At 50.1% G+C, this 18,611-nt stretch carries 20 protein-coding genes; 14 read left to right on the forward strand and 6 right to left on the reverse strand.

Annotated elements, in window-relative coordinates; all coding sequences use genetic code 11:
• Positions 1-292: 292 nt before the first annotated feature.
• The 5 genes from AB4875_RS07710 (at position 293) to eda (ending at position 5,643) form a co-directional block, all read left to right on the forward strand.
• On the forward strand, positions 293-1,492 hold the full coding sequence (locus AB4875_RS07710) for a hypothetical protein (protein WP_368375476.1): 1,200 nt from the start codon (positions 293-295) through the stop codon (positions 1,490-1,492).
• 374 nt (positions 1,493-1,866) lie between these two features.
• Complete coding sequence (locus AB4875_RS07715) at positions 1,867-2,832, forward strand: HlyD family secretion protein (protein ID WP_368375477.1); 966 nt, start codon at positions 1,867-1,869, stop codon at positions 2,830-2,832.
• Positions 2,825-3,754 (forward strand): ABC transporter ATP-binding protein, encoded by a 930-nt coding sequence (locus tag AB4875_RS07720; RefSeq protein WP_368375478.1) that lies wholly within the window; start codon positions 2,825-2,827, stop codon positions 3,752-3,754. Before AB4875_RS07715 ends, AB4875_RS07720 begins: the two co-directional genes overlap by 8 nt.
• The gene (locus AB4875_RS07725) at positions 3,751-4,905 is read left to right on the forward strand and encodes an ABC transporter permease (RefSeq protein ID WP_368375479.1); all 1,155 of its coding nucleotides are present in this window, start codon (positions 3,751-3,753) and stop codon (positions 4,903-4,905) included. The genes AB4875_RS07720 and AB4875_RS07725 overlap by 4 nt, the downstream gene beginning before the upstream one ends.
• A 117-nt stretch (positions 4,906-5,022) precedes the next feature.
• Entirely contained in the window at positions 5,023-5,643 is a 621-nt protein-coding gene (gene eda, locus AB4875_RS07730; RefSeq protein ID WP_368375480.1) for a bifunctional 4-hydroxy-2-oxoglutarate aldolase/2-dehydro-3-deoxy-phosphogluconate aldolase, read from the forward strand.
• Positions 5,644-5,651: 8 nt separating this feature from the next.
• Here the strand turns inward: eda and edd are convergent, their stop codons facing one another.
• From edd to zwf, 3 genes are read right to left on the reverse strand one after another with little or no spacing between them, the layout of a single operon-like run.
• Entirely contained in the window at positions 5,652-7,484 is a 1,833-nt protein-coding gene (gene edd / locus AB4875_RS07735) for a phosphogluconate dehydratase (RefSeq protein ID WP_368375481.1), read from the reverse strand.
• Complete coding sequence (gene pgl, locus AB4875_RS07740) at positions 7,484-8,179, reverse strand: 6-phosphogluconolactonase (protein ID WP_368375482.1); 696 nt, start codon at positions 8,177-8,179, stop codon at positions 7,484-7,486. The genes edd and pgl overlap by 1 nt, the downstream gene beginning before the upstream one ends.
• On the reverse strand, positions 8,172-9,632 hold the full coding sequence (gene zwf / locus AB4875_RS07745) for a glucose-6-phosphate dehydrogenase (protein ID WP_368375483.1): 1,461 nt from the start codon (positions 9,630-9,632) through the stop codon (positions 8,172-8,174). The genes pgl and zwf overlap by 8 nt, the downstream gene beginning before the upstream one ends.
• A 217-nt stretch (positions 9,633-9,849) precedes the next feature.
• On the opposite strand from zwf, the gene AB4875_RS07750 reads away from it, so the two are divergent.
• Entirely contained in the window at positions 9,850-10,464 is a 615-nt protein-coding gene (locus AB4875_RS07750; protein WP_368375484.1) for a GNAT family N-acetyltransferase, read from the forward strand.
• Between the two features lie 24 nt (positions 10,465-10,488).
• Here the strand turns inward: AB4875_RS07750 and AB4875_RS07755 are convergent, their stop codons facing one another.
• Genes AB4875_RS07755 through flgA form a run of 3 tightly spaced genes read right to left on the reverse strand, consistent with a single transcriptional unit; the run spans position 10,489 to position 11,993 of the window.
• Positions 10,489-10,914, reverse strand: a complete 426-nt coding sequence (locus AB4875_RS07755; protein WP_368375485.1) for a flagella synthesis protein FlgN — start codon at positions 10,912-10,914, stop codon at positions 10,489-10,491.
• Positions 10,915-10,919: 5 nt separating this feature from the next.
• Positions 10,920-11,222 carry a flagellar biosynthesis anti-sigma factor FlgM gene (flgM, locus tag AB4875_RS07760; RefSeq protein WP_368375487.1) on the reverse strand — a complete coding sequence of 101 codons (303 nt, stop codon included), beginning with the start codon at positions 11,220-11,222 and terminating at the stop codon, positions 10,920-10,922.
• Between the two features lie 60 nt (positions 11,223-11,282).
• Positions 11,283-11,993, reverse strand: a complete 711-nt coding sequence (gene flgA / locus AB4875_RS07765; RefSeq protein WP_368375488.1) for a flagellar basal body P-ring formation chaperone FlgA — start codon at positions 11,991-11,993, stop codon at positions 11,283-11,285.
• A 322-nt stretch (positions 11,994-12,315) separates the two neighbouring features.
• On the opposite strand from flgA, the gene flgB reads away from it, so the two are divergent.
• The 8 genes from flgB (at position 12,316) to AB4875_RS07805 (ending at position 18,597) form a co-directional block, all read left to right on the forward strand.
• Positions 12,316-12,735: a flagellar basal body rod protein FlgB gene (gene flgB, locus AB4875_RS07770; RefSeq protein ID WP_368375489.1), complete on the forward strand. Its 420-nt coding sequence runs from the start codon at positions 12,316-12,318 to the stop codon at positions 12,733-12,735.
• A gap of 3 nt (positions 12,736-12,738) precedes the next feature.
• Positions 12,739-13,140, forward strand: a complete 402-nt coding sequence (flgC, locus tag AB4875_RS07775) for a flagellar basal body rod protein FlgC (RefSeq protein WP_368375490.1) — start codon at positions 12,739-12,741, stop codon at positions 13,138-13,140.
• A gap of 11 nt (positions 13,141-13,151) precedes the next feature.
• Complete coding sequence (locus tag AB4875_RS07780) at positions 13,152-13,817, forward strand: flagellar hook assembly protein FlgD (RefSeq protein ID WP_368375491.1); 666 nt, start codon at positions 13,152-13,154, stop codon at positions 13,815-13,817.
• A 56-nt stretch (positions 13,818-13,873) separates the two neighbouring features.
• A complete protein-coding gene (gene flgE, locus AB4875_RS07785; protein ID WP_368375492.1) occupies positions 13,874-15,091 on the forward strand; it encodes a flagellar hook protein FlgE in 1,218 nt (405 codons plus the stop codon).
• 27 nt (positions 15,092-15,118) lie between these two features.
• Positions 15,119-15,862, forward strand: a complete 744-nt coding sequence (locus AB4875_RS07790) for a flagellar basal body rod protein FlgF (RefSeq protein ID WP_368375493.1) — start codon at positions 15,119-15,121, stop codon at positions 15,860-15,862.
• A 12-nt stretch (positions 15,863-15,874) separates the two neighbouring features.
• On the forward strand, positions 15,875-16,660 hold the full coding sequence (flgG, locus tag AB4875_RS07795) for a flagellar basal-body rod protein FlgG (protein WP_368375494.1): 786 nt from the start codon (positions 15,875-15,877) through the stop codon (positions 16,658-16,660).
• Positions 16,661-16,747: 87 nt separating this feature from the next.
• On the forward strand, positions 16,748-17,452 hold the full coding sequence (flgH, locus tag AB4875_RS07800; RefSeq protein ID WP_368375495.1) for a flagellar basal body L-ring protein FlgH: 705 nt from the start codon (positions 16,748-16,750) through the stop codon (positions 17,450-17,452).
• A gap of 11 nt (positions 17,453-17,463) precedes the next feature.
• A complete protein-coding gene (locus AB4875_RS07805) occupies positions 17,464-18,597 on the forward strand; it encodes a flagellar basal body P-ring protein FlgI (RefSeq protein WP_368375496.1) in 1,134 nt (377 codons plus the stop codon).
• Positions 18,598-18,611: the final 14 nt, after the last annotated feature.

The raw sequence follows: 18,611 nt of genomic DNA on the forward strand, positions 1-18,611 counted from the left end.
TGCAGCTTTTTAGGCTCGGTATTTTTTTGTAGCTTGTAAGTGAATTAGTGTGTCCCGAAATTTGTTGTAAGGCCACGTTGTGCGGGGCCTAGCCGCTTGGCATTTAGCTTGTGAATGGCGCCGCCTGCCTGCTATATATCTCGCTACTAAGCAGCGAAGTCCAAAAGTGTGAACTGCAGCACGCTATTTGGTAGGTATAAACCCGTACCATCGCAGCTCAGGACAAGCGTCAGCCATTTAAGTATGCGAGACGCAATATCATTATAAGAACATTTGATGAGAGCGCGTGAATATGCAAAAGAATCTATTTAAGAAAACACTAATGGCTGGTTTGATGGCTACTGCGGGCGCTGTGCAAGCAGGTCCTCTGGCAGTTATCATTTCACCTATTGCTGATGCTACCGCTGGAACGCCACTAGATGTGTTGGTAGTTCAGTTGGTTCAGGTTGATAACCAGTTGGGCGGATTGTCCGACGGCGGTTTGCCTGGTTTAGATGCATTGCCCGGCTTAGATTCCTTGCCCGGCCTAGACGCACTGCCAATCCCAGGCTTAGGCGGCGGCGGTGGCGGTGGTCTACCTGGTTTAGACGCACTGCCCGGCTTAGACGCATTGCCAATCCCAGGCTTAGGTGGCGGTGGCGGTAGTGCTGGTATTCCCGGCGTAGAGAAACTATTCCAGCTTACTGCGACTCTTGATACCACGCTTAACGACGCGGCGGGTATTGATGGCGTTACTGACAAAGTGACAGATATTGTTGACGCGCTGCCAAGCGCAGATCAAGAAAAGATTCAAGCCGGATTCTTTCTGCTTGGGGTCCAGCTTAGAACAACTGTAGATCATTTGACGTCTAATTTGAGCGAATTGGCTGGCGGCGATGCTATTCCTGGGCTAGATGCCTTACCTGGTTTAGATGCACTGACTGCTCTAGGCTTGCCGGTTCCTGGCGCAGGTGGCGGCGGTGGCTCTGCTCTACCTGGCTTAGATGCACTTCCTGGTTTGGATGCATTACCTATTCCAGGTCTTGACGCGCTTGCCGGTGGTGGTCTGCCAGGTTTGGATTCACTGCCGATTCCAGGCTTAGACGCACTTCCTGGTCTAGATGCACTGCCGATTCCGGGCTTAGACGCATTAGGCGGCGGCGCTAGCGGCGGTATTCCCGGCGTGGATCAGCTTTTGCAGCTGACTTTCACTGTTGACACCGCACTTAACGACGTTGCCGGTTTCCTTGGTGTGACCGATAAATTGACAGACGTGATTGACGCGCTCCCAAGTGCAGATCCAGACATGATTCAAGCGAGTGCTATGTTAGTCGGTGAGCAGCTACAAGCGACCGGTGAGCATTTGGCAGCCAACTTGATGGCATTGGGCGGTGGTTCTGGTGGCGGTGGTCTGCCAGGTCTAGATGCGCTACCTATCCCAGGCTTGGATGCTCTGCCTGGATTGGATTCGCTTCCAATTCCAGGTCTAGATGCACTACCTTTGCCTATCTAAGTGGGTTTGTGGGGTAACCCACAACAAGCATAGTTGAAAAGGCCAGACCGGCAACGGTCTGGCCTTTTTGGGTTTTGCGCTACTTAAATTACTCTTTAGTCGCGATATGGGGTATTTTTTAGGTCATGGTTTTTATTGCGCTACTACAATAATTAGACAGCTCAATTTTCGTGTTCGTCATTATTCGCAGATTAGCTGATGATAAATAATATAGTCCGACCCTAGTTTGCAGGGGCATTTGGCTGTGAATAGCAATTACCGTCTTGCAAATACGAAGAACTAATCAATAACTGTGTATTTCTAATTAGACATGATGCCTGTGGAAGTCGATTGATACGGATCGACAAGTTTTATGTAAATATTGGAGTGACGACATGCCGTTTTTCCTGCGTTTAAGTGTGATGGGCGCACTGCTATTACTTGTTGGCTGTGAGTCATCAACGACTCCCGGAGGCTTCAATGGCTACGTGGAGGCCGAATATATTTACGTAAGTGCACTAGAGCCTGGCTGGGTTATAGCTAGCATGGTGAAAGAAGGCGATATCGTAGAAAAAGGCCAAGTATTGCTGCAATTGGATAATGACCGCCAACGTTTTGATCTACATGAAGCCAACACTCGGGTGCTACAAGCCGATGCGCAATACCAAGACTTAGCGACTGGCGCCCGTCCTGATGAAATTAATCGCTTAACGGCACAGCGAAAGGAAGCGGTCGCGGCAAGGGCACTGGCTGAGGTGGAAAATCGGCGCCTGAGTTCGCTGCGCGAAAAGGGCGTCGCCGCCCAGTCTAGTGTTGATCAGGCAACTGCGCAGTTCAATGCGGCCGATGCCCGTGTCGATCGTATGGATGCAGAAATACGGCTGGCGAAGTTGGCATCTAGAGAAAATACCATATTAGCGTCACGGGCTGCTTTTGAGTCAGCGCAGACTGGAGCTGAGCGAGCGCAGTGGCGTTTGGAGCAGCGTACTTTATATGCTCGACGGGCGGGGCGCGTTGAACAAGTCTTTTTCCGCGAAGGTGAGCAGTTAGCTGCGGGGGTGCCAGCGCTTGCATTACTCCCCGAAGATGGATTAAAGGTGCGCTTCTTTGCGGCGCAAAGCCAGTTAGCCAGTTTTCCTGTCGGGTCGATGGTGGGCGTACGACAAGATGGCATTACAGAGCCCATGACCGCCTTAGTGTCGTATATAGCAGCCGAACCTGAATACACTCCCCCCGTTATCTACAGTGTTGCGTCACGGCAAAAACTGGTGTTTTTAATTGAGGCTAAATTGGCGCCAAACAGTGGCCTACATCCGGGGCAGCCGGTGGATGTTTTCTTAGGTGCTGATGGCAATGACTGAACTTGCGATTGATGTGCGCGGCCTGAGCAAGCATTTTGGTAATAAAGTAGCGGTAAATAAGGTCGATCTGCAGCTACCGAAAGGGCAGGTATGGGGTTTTCTTGGGCCCAATGGATCTGGAAAAACCACAACGATAAGAATGTTGTGCGGACTGTTAAAGGCAACGGAAGGCGAGGGCCGCTGCCTTGGTTTTGATTTGCGAAGCGACGCGGAGCTCATTCGCCGGCATACCGGTTATATGACGCAGAAATTTTCGTTTTGGAATGAGTTAACGGTGCGTGAAAATTTAGAATTCGTCGCCCGCATATACGAGCTCGAGAATAGACGACGCTGCGTTGATGACACTCTCGAGGTGCTCGGCTTGGGCCATCGCCAGCATCAGCTGGCAGAGGCATTGTCAGGCGGCTGGAAGCAACGGTTGGCCCTTGCCGCCGTCACCATGCACAAGCCTGAATTATTGCTTTTAGATGAACCGACCGCCGGGGTAGATCCACAGGCGCGTCGCGATTTCTGGGATCAAATACATCGGCTCTCCAATGAGGGCATGACCGTATTAGTGTCTACCCACTATATGGATGAGGCCGAACGTTGCGATCACATCGTCTATCTGGCACACGGTAATTTAATCACCGAAGGCACGGTGGCTGACATTATTGATCAATCTGGTTTGATAAGTTTCCGCGCCGAGGGGACCGGTGTCCGGAGTCTGGAGCCACATATTGCTGCGCAGGCCGGTGTTGAGTACGCGGCCTATTTTGCTGCGGGCTTACATATTTGCGGTCACGACCGAGCTCTTTTAGAGAAAGCGGTGAGCTCCGTAGCTAGCAAAGGCTACCACTGGCAGGAGATTCGACCGAGTTTAGAGGATGTCTTTATAGCCTTAATGGATCAGTCTGGGGCAGATTTGCGGAGTCACGCATGAGTGATCGCGGGCGATACAGCACAGGTATTAATTTTGCTCGAATTAACGCGGTGTTTATTAAAGAATTAATTCAAATGCGTCGCGATAGGCTGACATTTGCCGTTATGCTGGCTATTCCTATTCTTGAATTGGTGTTATTTGGCTACGCGATTAATACTGATCCAAAGCATTTGCCAACCGCCGTGCACGCCGAGGAATATACCCCGCAGGTACGCAGCGTGCTGGCAGGCTTGGAGCATTCTGATTACTTTGATGTGAGCATGAATATCCCAGATGCCCGCACTGGTGATCACTTGCTCGCCAGTGGTAGGGCGGTGTTTGTGATCGAAATACCAGCAGGTTTCACCGAGCGATTACTGCGAGGCAAGCGCCCGCAACTGCTGGTGGCCGCAGACGCCACTGATCCAGTGGCGGCGTCAAATGCACTGAGTCGAATCAATACCATTGTAAATAGATCATTGCGCAAAGATTTTACTGGCGCTTTGGCTTATTTGCAGGTGGACCCTGGGCCAGTTGAAGTGGTTATTCACCCCCGGTATAACCCCGAGGGTATTACTCAGTACAATATTGTCCCCGGTTTGCTGGGTGTCATTTTAACCATGACCTTGGTGATGATTACTGGGGTGGCTATGACCCGAGAAACCGAGCGCGGCACAATGGAAAACTTATTGGCAATGCCAGGTTCACCATTCGAGGTGATGATCGGCAAAATCATGCCGTTTCTCGGTGTTGGTGCGGTGCAAACGCTTATTGTCTTGCTTGTTGCGCATTGGCTTTTTGCAGTGCCATTTGTAGGCAGTATCAGTTTGTTGTTGATGAGTGTGGTACTTTTTATTATTGCAAATTTAGCCCTGGGTTTTACGTTTTCGACCATTGCGAAATCGCAAATTCAGGCAATGCAGTTAACCGTGTTTTTCTTTTTGCCATCAATGTTGCTGTCTGGTTTTATGTTTCCTTTCCGGGGCATGCCGGCATGGGCACAGGCCATTGGAGAAGTGCTGCCGCTAACGCATTTTTTGCGGGTGGTGAGGGGAATAATGCTCAAAGGCGCGGGCTTTAAAGATTTGAAAATGGATTTAGCCGCAATTGTGGTCTTTATGCTTGTGGTGGTATTTATTGCGATGCTTCGCTACAAACGCACACTAGATTGAGAGCCAATTATTTTTGATGCCACGGCGCTGTCACGTGTAGAGTAGTCCTTAACCTTTACATTTATGACTCTGATCCCAAGTGATTTGGGGGACGGGTGTGCAAAGCAGGAGCGAACTATGAATGATGCGCTAAGGATATTGCAACGCGCTGCGCCGGTAATGCCGGTGGCCCATTTCCATTCTTTGGAGCATGCGCAGGCCTGCGCTGAATTATTTGCAGAAGCTAAAGTGCCAACGGTAGAAGTGACCCTTCGGCATCCGCAAGCATGGCAGATGGTGAAAATTTTTAAAGACACTATGCCGCTGGCAAAAATTGGTGTCGGCACCGTGGTGAATCGCCGCCAAATGCTCCGAGCCGCCGATGAAGCTGATTTTGTGATCAGTCCCGGTTTTTCTGCCGAGCTGTCAATCTTAGCCAGAAAAACTTTAACGCCCTATATTCCCGGTATTGCTACCGCCACTGAATTGATGGCCGCCATGAAAGAGGAGCACAGTGTTTTTAAGTGTTTCCCCGCTGCTGCCGTCGGTGGTGTTGCCTTGTTGAAAGCCCTGTCTGCACCTTTTCCCGATGTCACATTTTGTCCAACGGGTGGTATTTCTCTGGCTAATTATCAGGCCTACTTGGCGCTTGAGTCGGTGGCCTGCGTGGGGGGGAGTTGGATTGTGCCTAGCGAGGAGGAGCTGCAAAAAGACCGTGACAGTTTTTTGGCCATGCTCAAAGACTTATACAAGTCTTAATTGTTTCCCTATAGGAAGGTGGCAGCACCTTCCTCTGCGGTACCTACGTTAGCTCGTAGACCGGCAAACAGATCGCGGCCATAATTATCACTGTTGGCTGCGGGCTCAGACCTTGCGGGCTGACGCTGCGCTAATTCATCGGCAGATATTAAGATCTCTAATATTTCTTTGTCGGTGTCGAGAACTAGCATGTCACCGTTTTGAATTTTTGCGATCGGGCCGCCGGCAATAGCCTCCGGATAAAGATGTATAGCGGCCGGTATTTTACCAGAGGCGCCAGACATACGCCCGTCAGTCACCAGTGCCACTTTAAATCCGCGTTCCTGCAAAATACCAAGATACGGAGTCATTTTATGAAGCTCCGGCATGCCGTTCGCTTTGGGGCCCTGAAAGCGAACGACGGCGATAAAGTCGCGCTCCAATTCCCCAGAGTCAAAGGCTTCTTTTAGCGTTTCTTGGGTATCAAAAACGATGGCTGGCGCTTTTACATATCGGTGCTCGGGCTTGACCGCTGAGACTTTAATAATACTGCGTCCGAGCTGTCCTGTGAGTAATTTCATGCCGCCGTGAGGATCAAAGGGTTCAGTGACCGGTCGCAGCACCTCACGATCTGCGCTGATGGAGGGGCTTTTTTGCCAGTGTAAGCTGCCGCCCGCTAGCGTCGGCGCTTGGATGTAATGGTGTAGGCCTTTGCCCCACACGGTATTGACGTCAGCGTGGAGTAAACCGGCCGCGAGTAATTCAGCGATAACAAAACCGGTGCCGCCAGCGGCATGAAAGTGATTGATATCGGCGGTGCCATTTGGGTAGATTCGGCAGAGCAGGGGGGTGGCCTCGGACAGTTCGGAAAAATCCTGCCAGTCGATAATAATTCCCGCCGCACGCGCAATGGCGATCCAGTGAATGCTGTGGTTTGTTGAACCGCCAGTGGCCAACAAGGTGACAATGGCATTCACTAAACTGCGTTCATCTACGACATCGCATAGCGGCGTGTAATTTGGGGTGAGCGAGGTAATTTTGCATACTTGCTGAGCGGCGGTGCGTGTTAGCTGCTCCCGTAATGGCCCGTTCGGCGGGACAAACGCCGTGCCTGGCACATGTAAACCCATAGCCTCCATCAACATTTGATTGCTATTCGCGGTGCCGTAAAAAGTACATGTTCCCTCGCCGTGATAGGCGCTGGCTTCGGCATCTAATAGTGCTTCTCGCCCGACTTTGCCCTCAGCATAGAGTTGCCGAATACGTGCTTTTTCATCGTTGCTTAGGCCGGTCGACATAGGCCCTGCTGGAATCATAATGAGGGGAAGGTGGCCAAAGCTTAAGGCGCCAATTAATAAGCCGGGCACGATTTTATCGCAGACTCCTAAGCATAAAACGGCGTCGAACATATTGTGTGTCAGAGCGATGGCAGTGCTCATCGCAATTGTGTCTCGGCTGAACAAGCTTAATTCCATGCCTTCGGCACCCTGGGTAACGCCGTCACACATGGCGGGCGTTCCCCCGGCGAATTGGGCAGTACAGCCTAATTCCGATACTGCTTCGCGAATAAGGTCTGGATAGTATTCCAGAGGCTTGTGGGCCGACAGCATGTCGTTGTAAGCGCTGACGATGGCGATATTTGCAGCTTCTTCTAGGCGAATTAGTGCTTTGTCGTCGTCGTTACAGGCGGCAAAACCATGAGCCAAATTACTGCATGAGAGCTGTCCGCGCTGAGTGCCTTTACGGCGCATACTTTGACATTTTTTTAGGTAGGCATTGCGGCTCGCAATACTGCGAACACGGATGCGTTCAGTCACACTGGCAATAACGGAATGCAAAGGTGTTTTAGAGCTTGAAGTCATTACGGTGCCCAATAGATGTCGACGGGTACTTGCTGCTGATGCAAGACCATAGAAATAGGGTAGTCGGCGTATTTTCCCAAGGCATTTTCCAGGATGTCGCGCTTGGCTTTGCCGGTAATGTGGATCACAATTTTCTCACTGCTAAATACGGCATTTGGAGATAGCGTGATTCTTGCGTATGGCGCTGCGCCGGGGTGTACCGCAAAACAATGCTGGGAGTGTGCGGCGCATAATCTTGGGTACTCTGGGGAGTCGTGAAACCAAGATGCAGTGTGGCCGTCGTCGCCCATACCTAGATGAACAACACTTAGCGGCCAGGCCAAGGTGTCCAGTTGTTCTTCTAGCTGGTATTGGCCATCGTCAGGTGTTTCAGCACTATTTTTCAGCGGCAGATATTGGCACGCGGCGGCGGCTCCTTTCAATAATGTTTTCCTAAGCATGGCTTCATTGCTGTTGGTGTGATCCTTGGGTAACCAGCGTTCGTCTACCAATAGTGTGTGTATGGCGGGCCAATCGATAGAGGCTTGGCCTAGTAGGCTCAGCATTTTTTGGGGCGTTGAGCCGCCAGAGACAGCCATGCATGCTTGCCCATGATTATGCACTGCGGTATTAAGTGTCTTTGCAATGTTGTCGCTAAGCAGCTGGTCCAGCTCATCGCGATTAGGCAGCAATATGAGAGTGGGTTTATTACTCATGCCAGCTCCTCCCATGTTTCTCTGGTAAGGCCAGTGAGGCATTGGGTCCCATGGTACCGGCGGCGTATGATTTTGGTTTAATACCGGCGTTTTGCCATGCGTCAATAATACTGTCCACCCATGCCCAACACGCCTCTACTTCATCTCGGCGCATAAATAGGGTCTGGTCGCCTTCGAGCACGTCAAGTAATAGTCGTTCGTAGGCTTCATGCGCCTGCAGTTCGTCGTGTAAGTCTGCATCAAGGTTTAATTCGACCTGCTCTAGTTTTAGTTGTCTGCCAAGGCCGGGCTTTTTGTTAACTTTGTAGAGGGTAATATTTTCCTCTGGCTGCAGCCGTATCACCAATTTATTGGGTAGGTCATTGGGGTCGCCTTCGAATAAGCTGAAGGGGTGTTTCTTTAACTCAACAATAATTTCTGAGTACCGCCGAGCGAGGCGTTTACCGGTGCGTAGATAGAATGGCGTACCTTCCCAGCGCCAATTGTGCACATCCGCTTGTAAGGCGACAAACGTTTCGGTGTACTCGCTGTCTTCAAAACCGGTTTCATCTAAAAATGCGGCTACGGGCGCCGCATTTACCGCGCCGGCGGTATATTGACCGCGCACTGTTTTCGCTTTGACATTGTCAGCGGTGATTGGACGCAGGGCTTGCAGCACTTTTACTTTCTCATCACGAATAGTGTCTGCGCGTAAATTGGCCGGTGGCTCCATGGCGACTAAACACAGTAGCTGTAAGATGTGATTTTGGACCATGTCGCGCAGTGCGCCAGTTTTGGCATAGAAGTCGCCGCGGCCCTCAACACCAATATCTTCTGCCACGGTGATTTGAATATTGTCGATATATTGGCTATTCCACAGCGGCCCAAATAAGGCGTTGCCAAAGCGTAAGACCAATAGATTTTGAACGGTTTCTTTTCCCAGATAATGATCAATACGGAAAATATTACCCTCGGGGAAAACTTGTAAAACCTCGTGATTGATCTCCGTGCAACTGGCGAGATCGTGCCCCAATGGCTTTTCTAGTACTACCCGCGAATCTGTATTCACAATACCAATACTATGAAGATTTCGACAAATACTGGTGTACAGGGTGGAAGAGGTGGCCAAGTAAAATGTCACCGCGCTATTCGGATGCCGATGAATGGCGTCGGCTAGGCAGTGATAGTCCTTAAGAGTGTTTACGTCCAGGCTGATAAAATGAAGCTTTGCCGAGAATGCCTGCCAATGTTGCTCATCCCAAAAGTGGGCAGGAAGGAACTCGCGCATTTTTTCTTTTATAAGCTGCCGATACTCTTCATCGCTGCTGTCGCCGCGACCTAATGCAATAATGGCACACACATCGTCCAGCAGTCCTTCGCGTTGCAGTTTATACAAGGCTGGTTGCAGTTTTCGTAGTGCGAGGTCGCCTGTGCCACCAAAGATAACAAGTTGTGAGGATTGATTACTGGTCATCGCCACTCTCTTTAATTTGAATGAGGCTGGTAACAAATCTTCCTAGCTGATACTGATGGGCTGCGGCAGTATTTGCGGGGAAATTTGCCTTAGCTGTCTTCGAGCATAGTGGTTTTAGAACACTTTTAATACCACTGTTACACATTTTTAAGCAGTAATTAGCCATTCATTCATGCTATAAAATTCATTTTCACACCGCAAATTGGTAATAGTGTTAATGGGTATACGTAAGGCAATAAGTAAGGACAGCGTGCAGATAGCGCCACTGATATTCTCTTCTGGCCCGGTGACGTTTGACTATATTTTCAGCACTAGACACGGCCCAGCAGTCGTCGATTTTTTGAAAATTGAATTCGCCGAGAGCCAAACGATGTTCAGTCATCGCCATCACCACGTCTACGAGCGCGACGGCAATGTCGTTGGCAGTATTGGTAGTTTTGACGCGCCCAGCCATAGTGCAACGTTTTTGGGGAATGCCCGCGCTATTTTTTGCAACTATGGACTACGAGGCGTTTTAAAAGGTCTGCTATTTGAGCTTCGCTTAATGAAAGCGCCGCGCAAGGGGTGTTTGTATCTTTTTCATGTTGCCGTGCGGGAAGATTGTCGAGGTCAGGGTATTGCGGCACAAATGATTAATTTTATGATGGCCAAGGGGCGCGAGGGGGGCTATCGCTGTCTTAGTTTGGATGTTGCTGAGAAGAACACCAATGCATTGCGTTTGTACCAGCAGTTGGGGTTTGAGGTAGTAAATAGAAACAAGACTTATAACTCGGTGCTAGATAATCATCTCTATATGGAATTAGATTTAGCAGCGGCGAATGATCATAGCTAGCAAGAGGCTGAATTTAGTCATTGGCTAGGCTTTTCCCAGCGCCTGCTTTGGGCCTGCAAATTGCGCCGCTCCGCTGGCACTATAGAGCTGGGTCTCTGCGTGTGGAGTGCCAAGTATTTCAAGAGCGCGTTGTTTGTATCGAGATTGCACAGTGATATCTGCGCCGGCTTGATTGTTTAACATTTGACAGCGTGAAAGAATGGCAAGAGCGTCTTGCCAAACAGGATCTCTGTCATATTGATCGCCATCGCTGGAGTCGTCTATTAGTTGCCGGCGACGCAGGGCAAGTTGATCGAGGGCTTGCACTAGGTCCATTTTCTGGATGGCGATGGCTTCAATGTTTTCAGCGGAGTCCGCGCGTTTCAGATTGCTTGCTTCGCTAAGCAGTACGGACTCAAGTTCACAGGCATGGCTGTGAATGTGTTGAATTACATCACTAAGTTCAGTCATTTTTATCAGGCGCCTGTCAGTGCTTCCATATTTACCATGGCTTCCGCTACTTTGCTGGCATCGATATTAAACTCGCCATTGCGAATAGCAGTCTTAATGGCATCTACTTTTTGACGGTCAATACCATCACTATTATTCACTTGCGTGCGGGTGCGCTCCATAAGTGGCGTCTCCGCAGTAGATGATGCCTTGTTATTAGCTGCCGCAGCGGTGCTCGCGCCGACACCTTCAGATTTACTACCGCCAGCGCTGCCGCTCTCTAACTTGCGGAGCTGGCCCAGTGAAGAGCCATCTAATCGGTCGATCATGTCAAAATCCTCTCGTTTAATATGCCTACGTCTATTGTATCGGCAGTTAGGCAAAAAACTTTAATTAAGTCGTACAACATTTTCTGATTCCACCACACCCTCTAGGCGCTTGCCAGAGTTGAGGTTTTTTACCAATATTCGTGCCCCCAGGGCGCCACTCTCCATGGCAATACCCATCATGCTCACATTGACTGCTCCGGCCTTGGAATTTAACTGCACGCGCTGTCCTTTACTAACAATACTACTGGCCTCAACCATATTAGGAGTGAGTACTGCGCCCTGCGCAATACTGCGCCGGCTGCGATAGCCACCGCGATCACCCAAGGATCGTAAATACCCATATCCCAGTGCAGAGATATCACGTTGACTCCAGCTAATATCGCGCTCGCTAATCTCAGTATTAGGGGCGATGGGATGGCGAGCCACCATCACTTTTGCAAAAGCCTCGACCGTTACTGGCAAGTATATTTTCCAGGGTTTATTGCTGTTGCAACGAATACCCACGGTGGTCCGACGTTTTACTTTTGCTCCCGCAGATAAAAATGCCTCAAGTTTTACTGGGCATTGCCTGAGCTTGGTACGAGGGTCTAAAGATTGAACGGTAATCTTGGTCGTCATCTGTTGCCAAGGGTGACGCTCTGCAATATAGGCGCGAGCGGTGTCAGCGATGCGTGTGTGACTTTCTGTCGCGCTAGCAATAAGCGGCTGGCTCGCCGTAGCGAGTAGCATGCCGATTAGCAGTAGTGCGCAGTAATGTCCTTGTTTTTTCATAGCCATTCAAACTGTCAAAGTTTTGTCATTTGCTAAATGGCTGCAATGGCTATGCCAAAGTGACAATTAAGTTAGCCAGAAAAGGTAGGGGTTTATACGGAGGATGAAGCCTGCCGGAATTTTGCCGGTATTGGAAGATTGGCGCCGTTTTTTTGGCAAATGATAATTTTATGGTTTGCAACACATTGATATTTATAGATTATTTTTTATGGCACGAGCCTTGCCTTGGTCGTTAGTGCGCGGCGATAAAAGCCGGTATGCGTCAAGGCTATTGAATACATCGGCAGTGACCATAGAAACTTTAGAAAGAATGGTATTAAAAATGGCTATTAACTTTGATAAAGCATTAGGGATACACGATCAGGCATTGCAAGTGCGCCAGCGGCGCAATGAAGTGCTTGCTACCAATATAGCGAATGCTGATACCCCTGGCTACAAAGCACAAGACATCGACTTTAAAGCAGTCTTGTCACAGTCTGCGGCAGCTGGAGGTCACTCGCAACTAGCGATGCGCACTACCAATAGTGGACACATACAAGCAGCTTCAGGTGTCAGTGCGGAAAGTTTGCCGATGGATCTTAAGTACCGAGTGCCCAGCCAGCCATCGGAAGATGGCAATACCGTCGATATGAATATTGAACAGGCTGAATTTGCCGACAATGCCATGCGCTACCAAGCTACATTGTCGTTCTTAGGCAGCCGTTTCAGCGGATTAAAATCTATTTTGCAAGGAGGTCGCTAAGTTATGGCTAATCCATTGAGTATCGCCGCATCAGCAATGAATGCGCAAATGCTTAGGCTTAACACCGTCGCCAGTAATATGGCGAACGCTGATACCGTGAGCGGCACAGAAGAGGGCGCATATCGTTCTCGCCAACCGGTATTTGCAACCATGATGGATCAGCAGCGTGAAGTTATTGGTGTTGCGGTCACCGGTGTTGTTGAAAGTGACGCGCCAGTAACTAAACGTTATGAGCCTGGACACCCACAAGCCGATGCGGAGGGTTATATCTATAGCTCGAACGTCAATACGATGGAAGAAATGGCGAATATGATGTCTGCATCACGGGCTTATCAAAATAATGCAGAAGTTTTCTCAACCACTAAAACCTTGATGCTGCGAGCCTTGCAGTTAGGCCAACAGTAGGAATAAAGATTATGGAACTTCGCACTTTAGAAGAGCTGCAATTGCAGACCTCAGCGAGTAAGACCAAGAAAGATGCGTCTTCGCTAGATCAGAATGACTTTATGAAACTTATGCTTCAGCAACTTAAGAGCCAGGACCCGCTTAATCCGGCAGATAATACCGAATTCATTAGCCAAATGGCGCAGCTGACCTCGGTGAGTGGTATTAGTGAAATGAACGAAAACTTGGCTGGATTAACGAAGTCATTGTATTCGGCTCAATTGCTAGATGCCTCATCATTAATTGGCAAGGACGTGTTGCTAGAGACCGAATTTGCAGCGCTGCCCTCAGGTGGCAGTGTGCAGGGGCAGGTAAATTTGGCCACCAGTACCACGGCCTTAGATATAGAAATTGTTGCGCCCAGTGGCGAGGTTATCGGCAAAGTACCTCTGGGTCCGCAGCGCGCTGGAACCGTTCCGTTTGAATGGAATGGTGTTGGTCTCAATGGTGAGCGCATGCCACCCGGTACTTATCAGATTCGCGCCAACTATTTGAATGGCAATACCTTGGAAGCCGCAGCGACTGAAGTTCGCAGCGAAGTCATGAGCGTGAGTGTGCCGGCTGGCGGTGGCACTCCCCAGGTACAAGTCCAGGGCGTAGGCACTGTCAGCATGTCACAGATTCTTGAAATCAGCTAAGCAGTAATGACGCTGTTTAGTACAAATTAGATGTTTTTAGACCAGGAGTAGGCCCTATGAGCTTTCGTATTGCACTGAGTGGATTAAACGCCGCATCATCTCATCTCGATGTAACCGCACACAATATCGCCAACGTGAATACGTCTGGTTTTAAAGGGTCGCGGGTGGCATTCGCAGATGTATACGCCACATCCAATAACGATGTCACCAAGACCACGCCGGGCGCTGGTGTACGTTTAAATACGATTACCCAAGAGTTTTCCCAGGGTAATGTCGACTTCACCGATAACAATTTAGACCTTGCGATTTCGGGTGAAGGTTTCTTCACCATGAAAGGGTCTAGCGGTGTAAGTTACACCCGCGCAGGTTCTTTTAGTGTCGATCGCGATGGCTTTGTTGTGAACAATAATTTAGAGCGTTTGCAGGTGTTTCCCCCCTCTGGGGATGGCAGCTTCTCTACTGGCTCTTTAAGTGATTTGGAATTGCAGGTCTCGGAAAATGCGCCGGCTGCCACCTCACGTGCTGAGATCGGTGTGAACTTGCCCGCCAATGCCCCAGTGCCAACCGCAACGCCATTCGATCCAACACTGGCAACAAGCTATAACCACGCAACGTCGCTTACGGTATACGATTCCCTGGGTACTCAACATACCGCGACCTTGTATTTTGTGAAGGACGCGGCTCCCAATACCTGGAATCAACAGCTGTATGTCGATAATAACCCTGTCGGCGGTTTTAATCCGGTGAGCTTTAGTAATGCCGGCGAATTGCAAGTTCCAGCCTCAGGTCTAATTACCTACCCTTCCTATGATCCAGGTAGTGGGGCCGCTGATATTGACTTGAGCTTTGATTTTACGGCGACCACGCAATACGGTGAAGAATTTGGTGTGAATAACTTGCAGCAAGACGGTTTTACCACCGGGCGCTTAACGGGTATTGAAGTGGATACCACCGGCATCATATCTGCTCGGTTTACCAATGGTCAGTCGAAACAACTCGGTAGAGTGGCTATGGCGAGCTTTTCTAACCCCAACGGTTTGCAGCAACAGGGTGATACCTCATGGGCGGAAACCTTTGCCTCCGGCGGCGCTCGTGTGGGTGAGGCGGGTTCTTCGAATTTCGGTTTGCTGCAGTCAGGCGCACTGGAAAGCTCCAATGTTGATCTGACCGCCCAGCTGGTTGAAATGATTACAGCGCAGCGCAACTTCCAGGCGAATACCCAGATGATCCAGACCGCTGATGCGGTAACGCAGGCCATTATTAATATCCGATAGTCGCGCGCGTACTGAACGGGAGGGTGTATGGATAAGTTACTTTACATAGGCATGATGGGTGCTAAAAACACCCAGCAAGCGCAGGCTACTAACGCCAATAATCTGGCGAACGTGAGCACGGCGGGCTTTCGTGGTGACTTTCAAAATTTACTTTCCCGTCAGGTTGCCGGCCCCGGTATGGAAACTCGATTTAATTCGGTTCTTGAAGGTCAGGCAAGTGACTTCTCTGCCGGTGCAGTGACTACCACAGGACGTGATTTGGACATTGCTATTCGTGGTGATAAGGGCTGGTTTGCAGTGCAGGCCAACGATGGTAGCGAAGCCTATTCTCGCCGTGGAGATTTTCATATTAGCGCAGATGGCATGTTGTTGAACGGCGCAGGCCAGCCGGTGATGGGGGACGGTGGCCCAGTCGCTATTCCCGAGCACGAAAGTTTGATGATCGGTGATGACGGCACGGTATCGATTGTGCCGCTGGGGCAGGGGCCAGAATCCGTTGCCACGGTTGATCGAATTCGCTTAGTCGATGCCGCGCCAGCGGATCTTGCAAAAGGTGAGGACGGCTTGATGCGAATGCGAAATGGTGGTGTTGCAGAAACGTCGTCGGAAATTCGAATCATCGCCGGTAGTTTAGAGTCGTCGAATGTAAATACCGTCGATGCCATGGTCACTATGATCGCCTTGGCCAGGCAATTTGAAATGCAGGTCAAGGTCATGAGTGCAGCTGACTCAATGGCAGAAACAGGCAGCCGTATGCTGCGTTTGGAATAAGAGGAAGTAATTATGAATTCATCACTATGGGTTGCTAAAACTGGTCTCGATGTCCAGCAAACTCGGATGCAAGTGGTCAGCAACAATTTGGCAAACGCCAATACCACCGGCTTTAAACGCGACCGAGCTTCTTTTGAAGATCTGTTGTATCAAAACATGCGCCAGGTTGGTGGTCAGACTTCACAGCAAACCCGATCTCCTAGCGGGATGCATATCGGCACTGGTGTCAGGGTCGTCTCGACGGAAAAAATATTCCAACAAGGCACCATGACGCAAACCAGCAACTCCATGGATGTGGCGATTAATGGCAGGGGCTTTTTTCAGGTCCAAATGCCAGATGGCACCGCCGCATATACCCGCGACGGTTCCTTCCAGCTAGACGATCAAGGTCAAATTGTCACCAATACCGGCAATATTGTTGATCCGGGTATTACGGTCCCGCAGGGCGCATTAAGTGTCACCATAGGGTCCGACGGTGTGGTTAGCGCCATGCTGGCAGGCAGTTCAGCGCCAGTGCAATTAGGCAGCTTTCAGCTAGCCGATTTTGTTAACGCCTCAGGCTTGCAAGCTCGCGGTGAGAATTTGTATATGGAATCTGCCTCTAGCGGCGCGCCACAGACCGGTACACCAGGCCTCACCGGGCTGGGCACTATTCAACAAGGCGCCCTAGAAGGCTCCAACGTTAACGTGGTGGAAGAGCTGGTGAATATGATCGAAACCCAGCGAGCCTATGAAATGAACTCCAAGGCCATCGCCACTAGCGATCAGATGATGCAGTACGTTAATAACAATTTATAAGTAGCAAATGGCTGCGCGTTAGCTAGCTAGAGCGAATGTAAGGCACTTATTAATGGCACTTATAAATACAAATTGCAGGCGATTAAGATGATTAAAATCACAGCAAGAAACATTCAGCGCTTAAACCTCTTGTTGGCGGCAGCCGCGGTGATTTTATTGTCTGCTTGTTCCTCGGCTCCTGCGAAAGATCAATCTGCAGATTATGAATCTGCGGCACCGACAGCGATGGCCGACGATAGTCAAAATATGGGTTCGATATACCGTTCCGGCTACGGCATGAGTTTGTTTCTAGATCGTCGCGCTCGGCAAGTCGGCGATATTATTACGGTAACCCTTGAAGAAAAAACCGATGCCTCGAAGTCTTCCAGCACGGCAACCGGCAAAGAGAGCAATATTTCGGTTCCTACTGTGACCTTATTCGGTCGTGGCGTTACCCATAATGGGGTGCCGATTGTTTCTTCGGGGGTGTCCTCTGATCAGGACTTCTCCGGCCAGGGTACTAGCAGTCAAAGTAATAGTTTAACCGGTAGCATTACGGTTACGGTATCGGAAGTGCTGCGTAACGGCAGTTTGCGGGTGCGCGGTGAGAAATGGGTAACCATTAATCAAGGTGAAGAATTTATTCGAATTAAAGGTATTGTGCGCCCTGAAGATATCGGCCCCGACAACGCAGTGCCCTCATACAAAGTCGCAGATGCTCGCATTACCTATAGCGGTAAAGGCGCATTGGCAGATGCTAATTCCATGGGCTGGCTGGGACGAATTTTCCAGTCGGTAATATCGCCCTTTTGAGGTACGCCATTATGTCGGTATTTAAAAAGCTAGATCGTGTCCGCAGTGCATTGTTTGCGGTGGCAGTCGTACTTTCCTGCCATATTCCAGCAGTCAATGCTGAGCGCGTAAAGGACTTGGTAAATGTAGCCGGGGTGCGCGAGAACCAATTGGTAGGCTACGGCTTAGTGGTGGGTTTAAGTGGCACCGGTGATCAGACCAGCCAGGCGCCGTTCACTATTCAAAGCATTCGCAATATGTTGACCGGTTTTGGTGTTCGGGTTCCAGATAATGTAAACCCACAGTTAAAAAATGTCGCCGCGGTGACGGTACATGCCAGTTTGCCGCCCTTTTCCAAGCCGGGCCAGACCATTGACGTGACCGTTTCATCAATTGGTAACGCCGCTAGTTTGCGTGGTGGTAGTTTGTTGATGGCGCCAATGATGGGTGCAGATGGTCAGGTTTACGCTGTGGCGCAGGGCAGTCTCTTAGTGGGTGGTTTAGGTGTGTCTGGTGCAGATGGCTCTAGGGTCACTGTAAATATCCCCAGCGCAGGCCGTATTCCCAACGGCGCCATTGTCGAACGCGCGGCCCCGAGTGTGATGTCTGCTAACGGTGAAATTATGTTGAACCTGAAAAAGTCAGACTTCACCACCGCTCGACGTTTGGCCGAAGAAATTAATTCCAAGTTTGGTGCCGGTACGGCAAGTGCAATGGACTCTGCCACCGTTAAAGTGCAGGGCCCAAGTAATGCTGATCGCAGCGTCACATTTATCTCTATGTTAGAGACCTTAGAGATCACCCCCGCGCAGGCAAGTGCTCGGGTAGTGGTGAACTCTCGTACTGGCACCATTGTTATTGGTGGCAATGTTCGGGTTATGCCTGCCGCAGTGAGTCACGGCTCATTAACGGTATCGATCTCGGAGAATGTTGAAGTGTCGCAGCCGGGCGCGTTTGCTCAAGGTGGTCAAACCGTTGCGGCTCAACAATCGGATATTGATGTTCAAGAAACGGGTTCGCGCATGTTTTTACTCGATGGGGGCGTGACCTTGGAAGACATTGTTAAGGCAATTAACAATGTTGGGGCGTCGCCAAGCGACTTGGTGGCCATTCTTGAAGCTTTGGATCAGGCCGGTGCCTTGCGCGCTGAACTACTGGTAATTTAAGCCTTAAATTAATA

Source organism: Zhongshania sp. R06B22 (assembly GCF_040892595.1).
GTDB classification, from domain to species: Bacteria; Pseudomonadota; Gammaproteobacteria; order Pseudomonadales; family Spongiibacteraceae; genus Spongiibacter; species Spongiibacter arctica.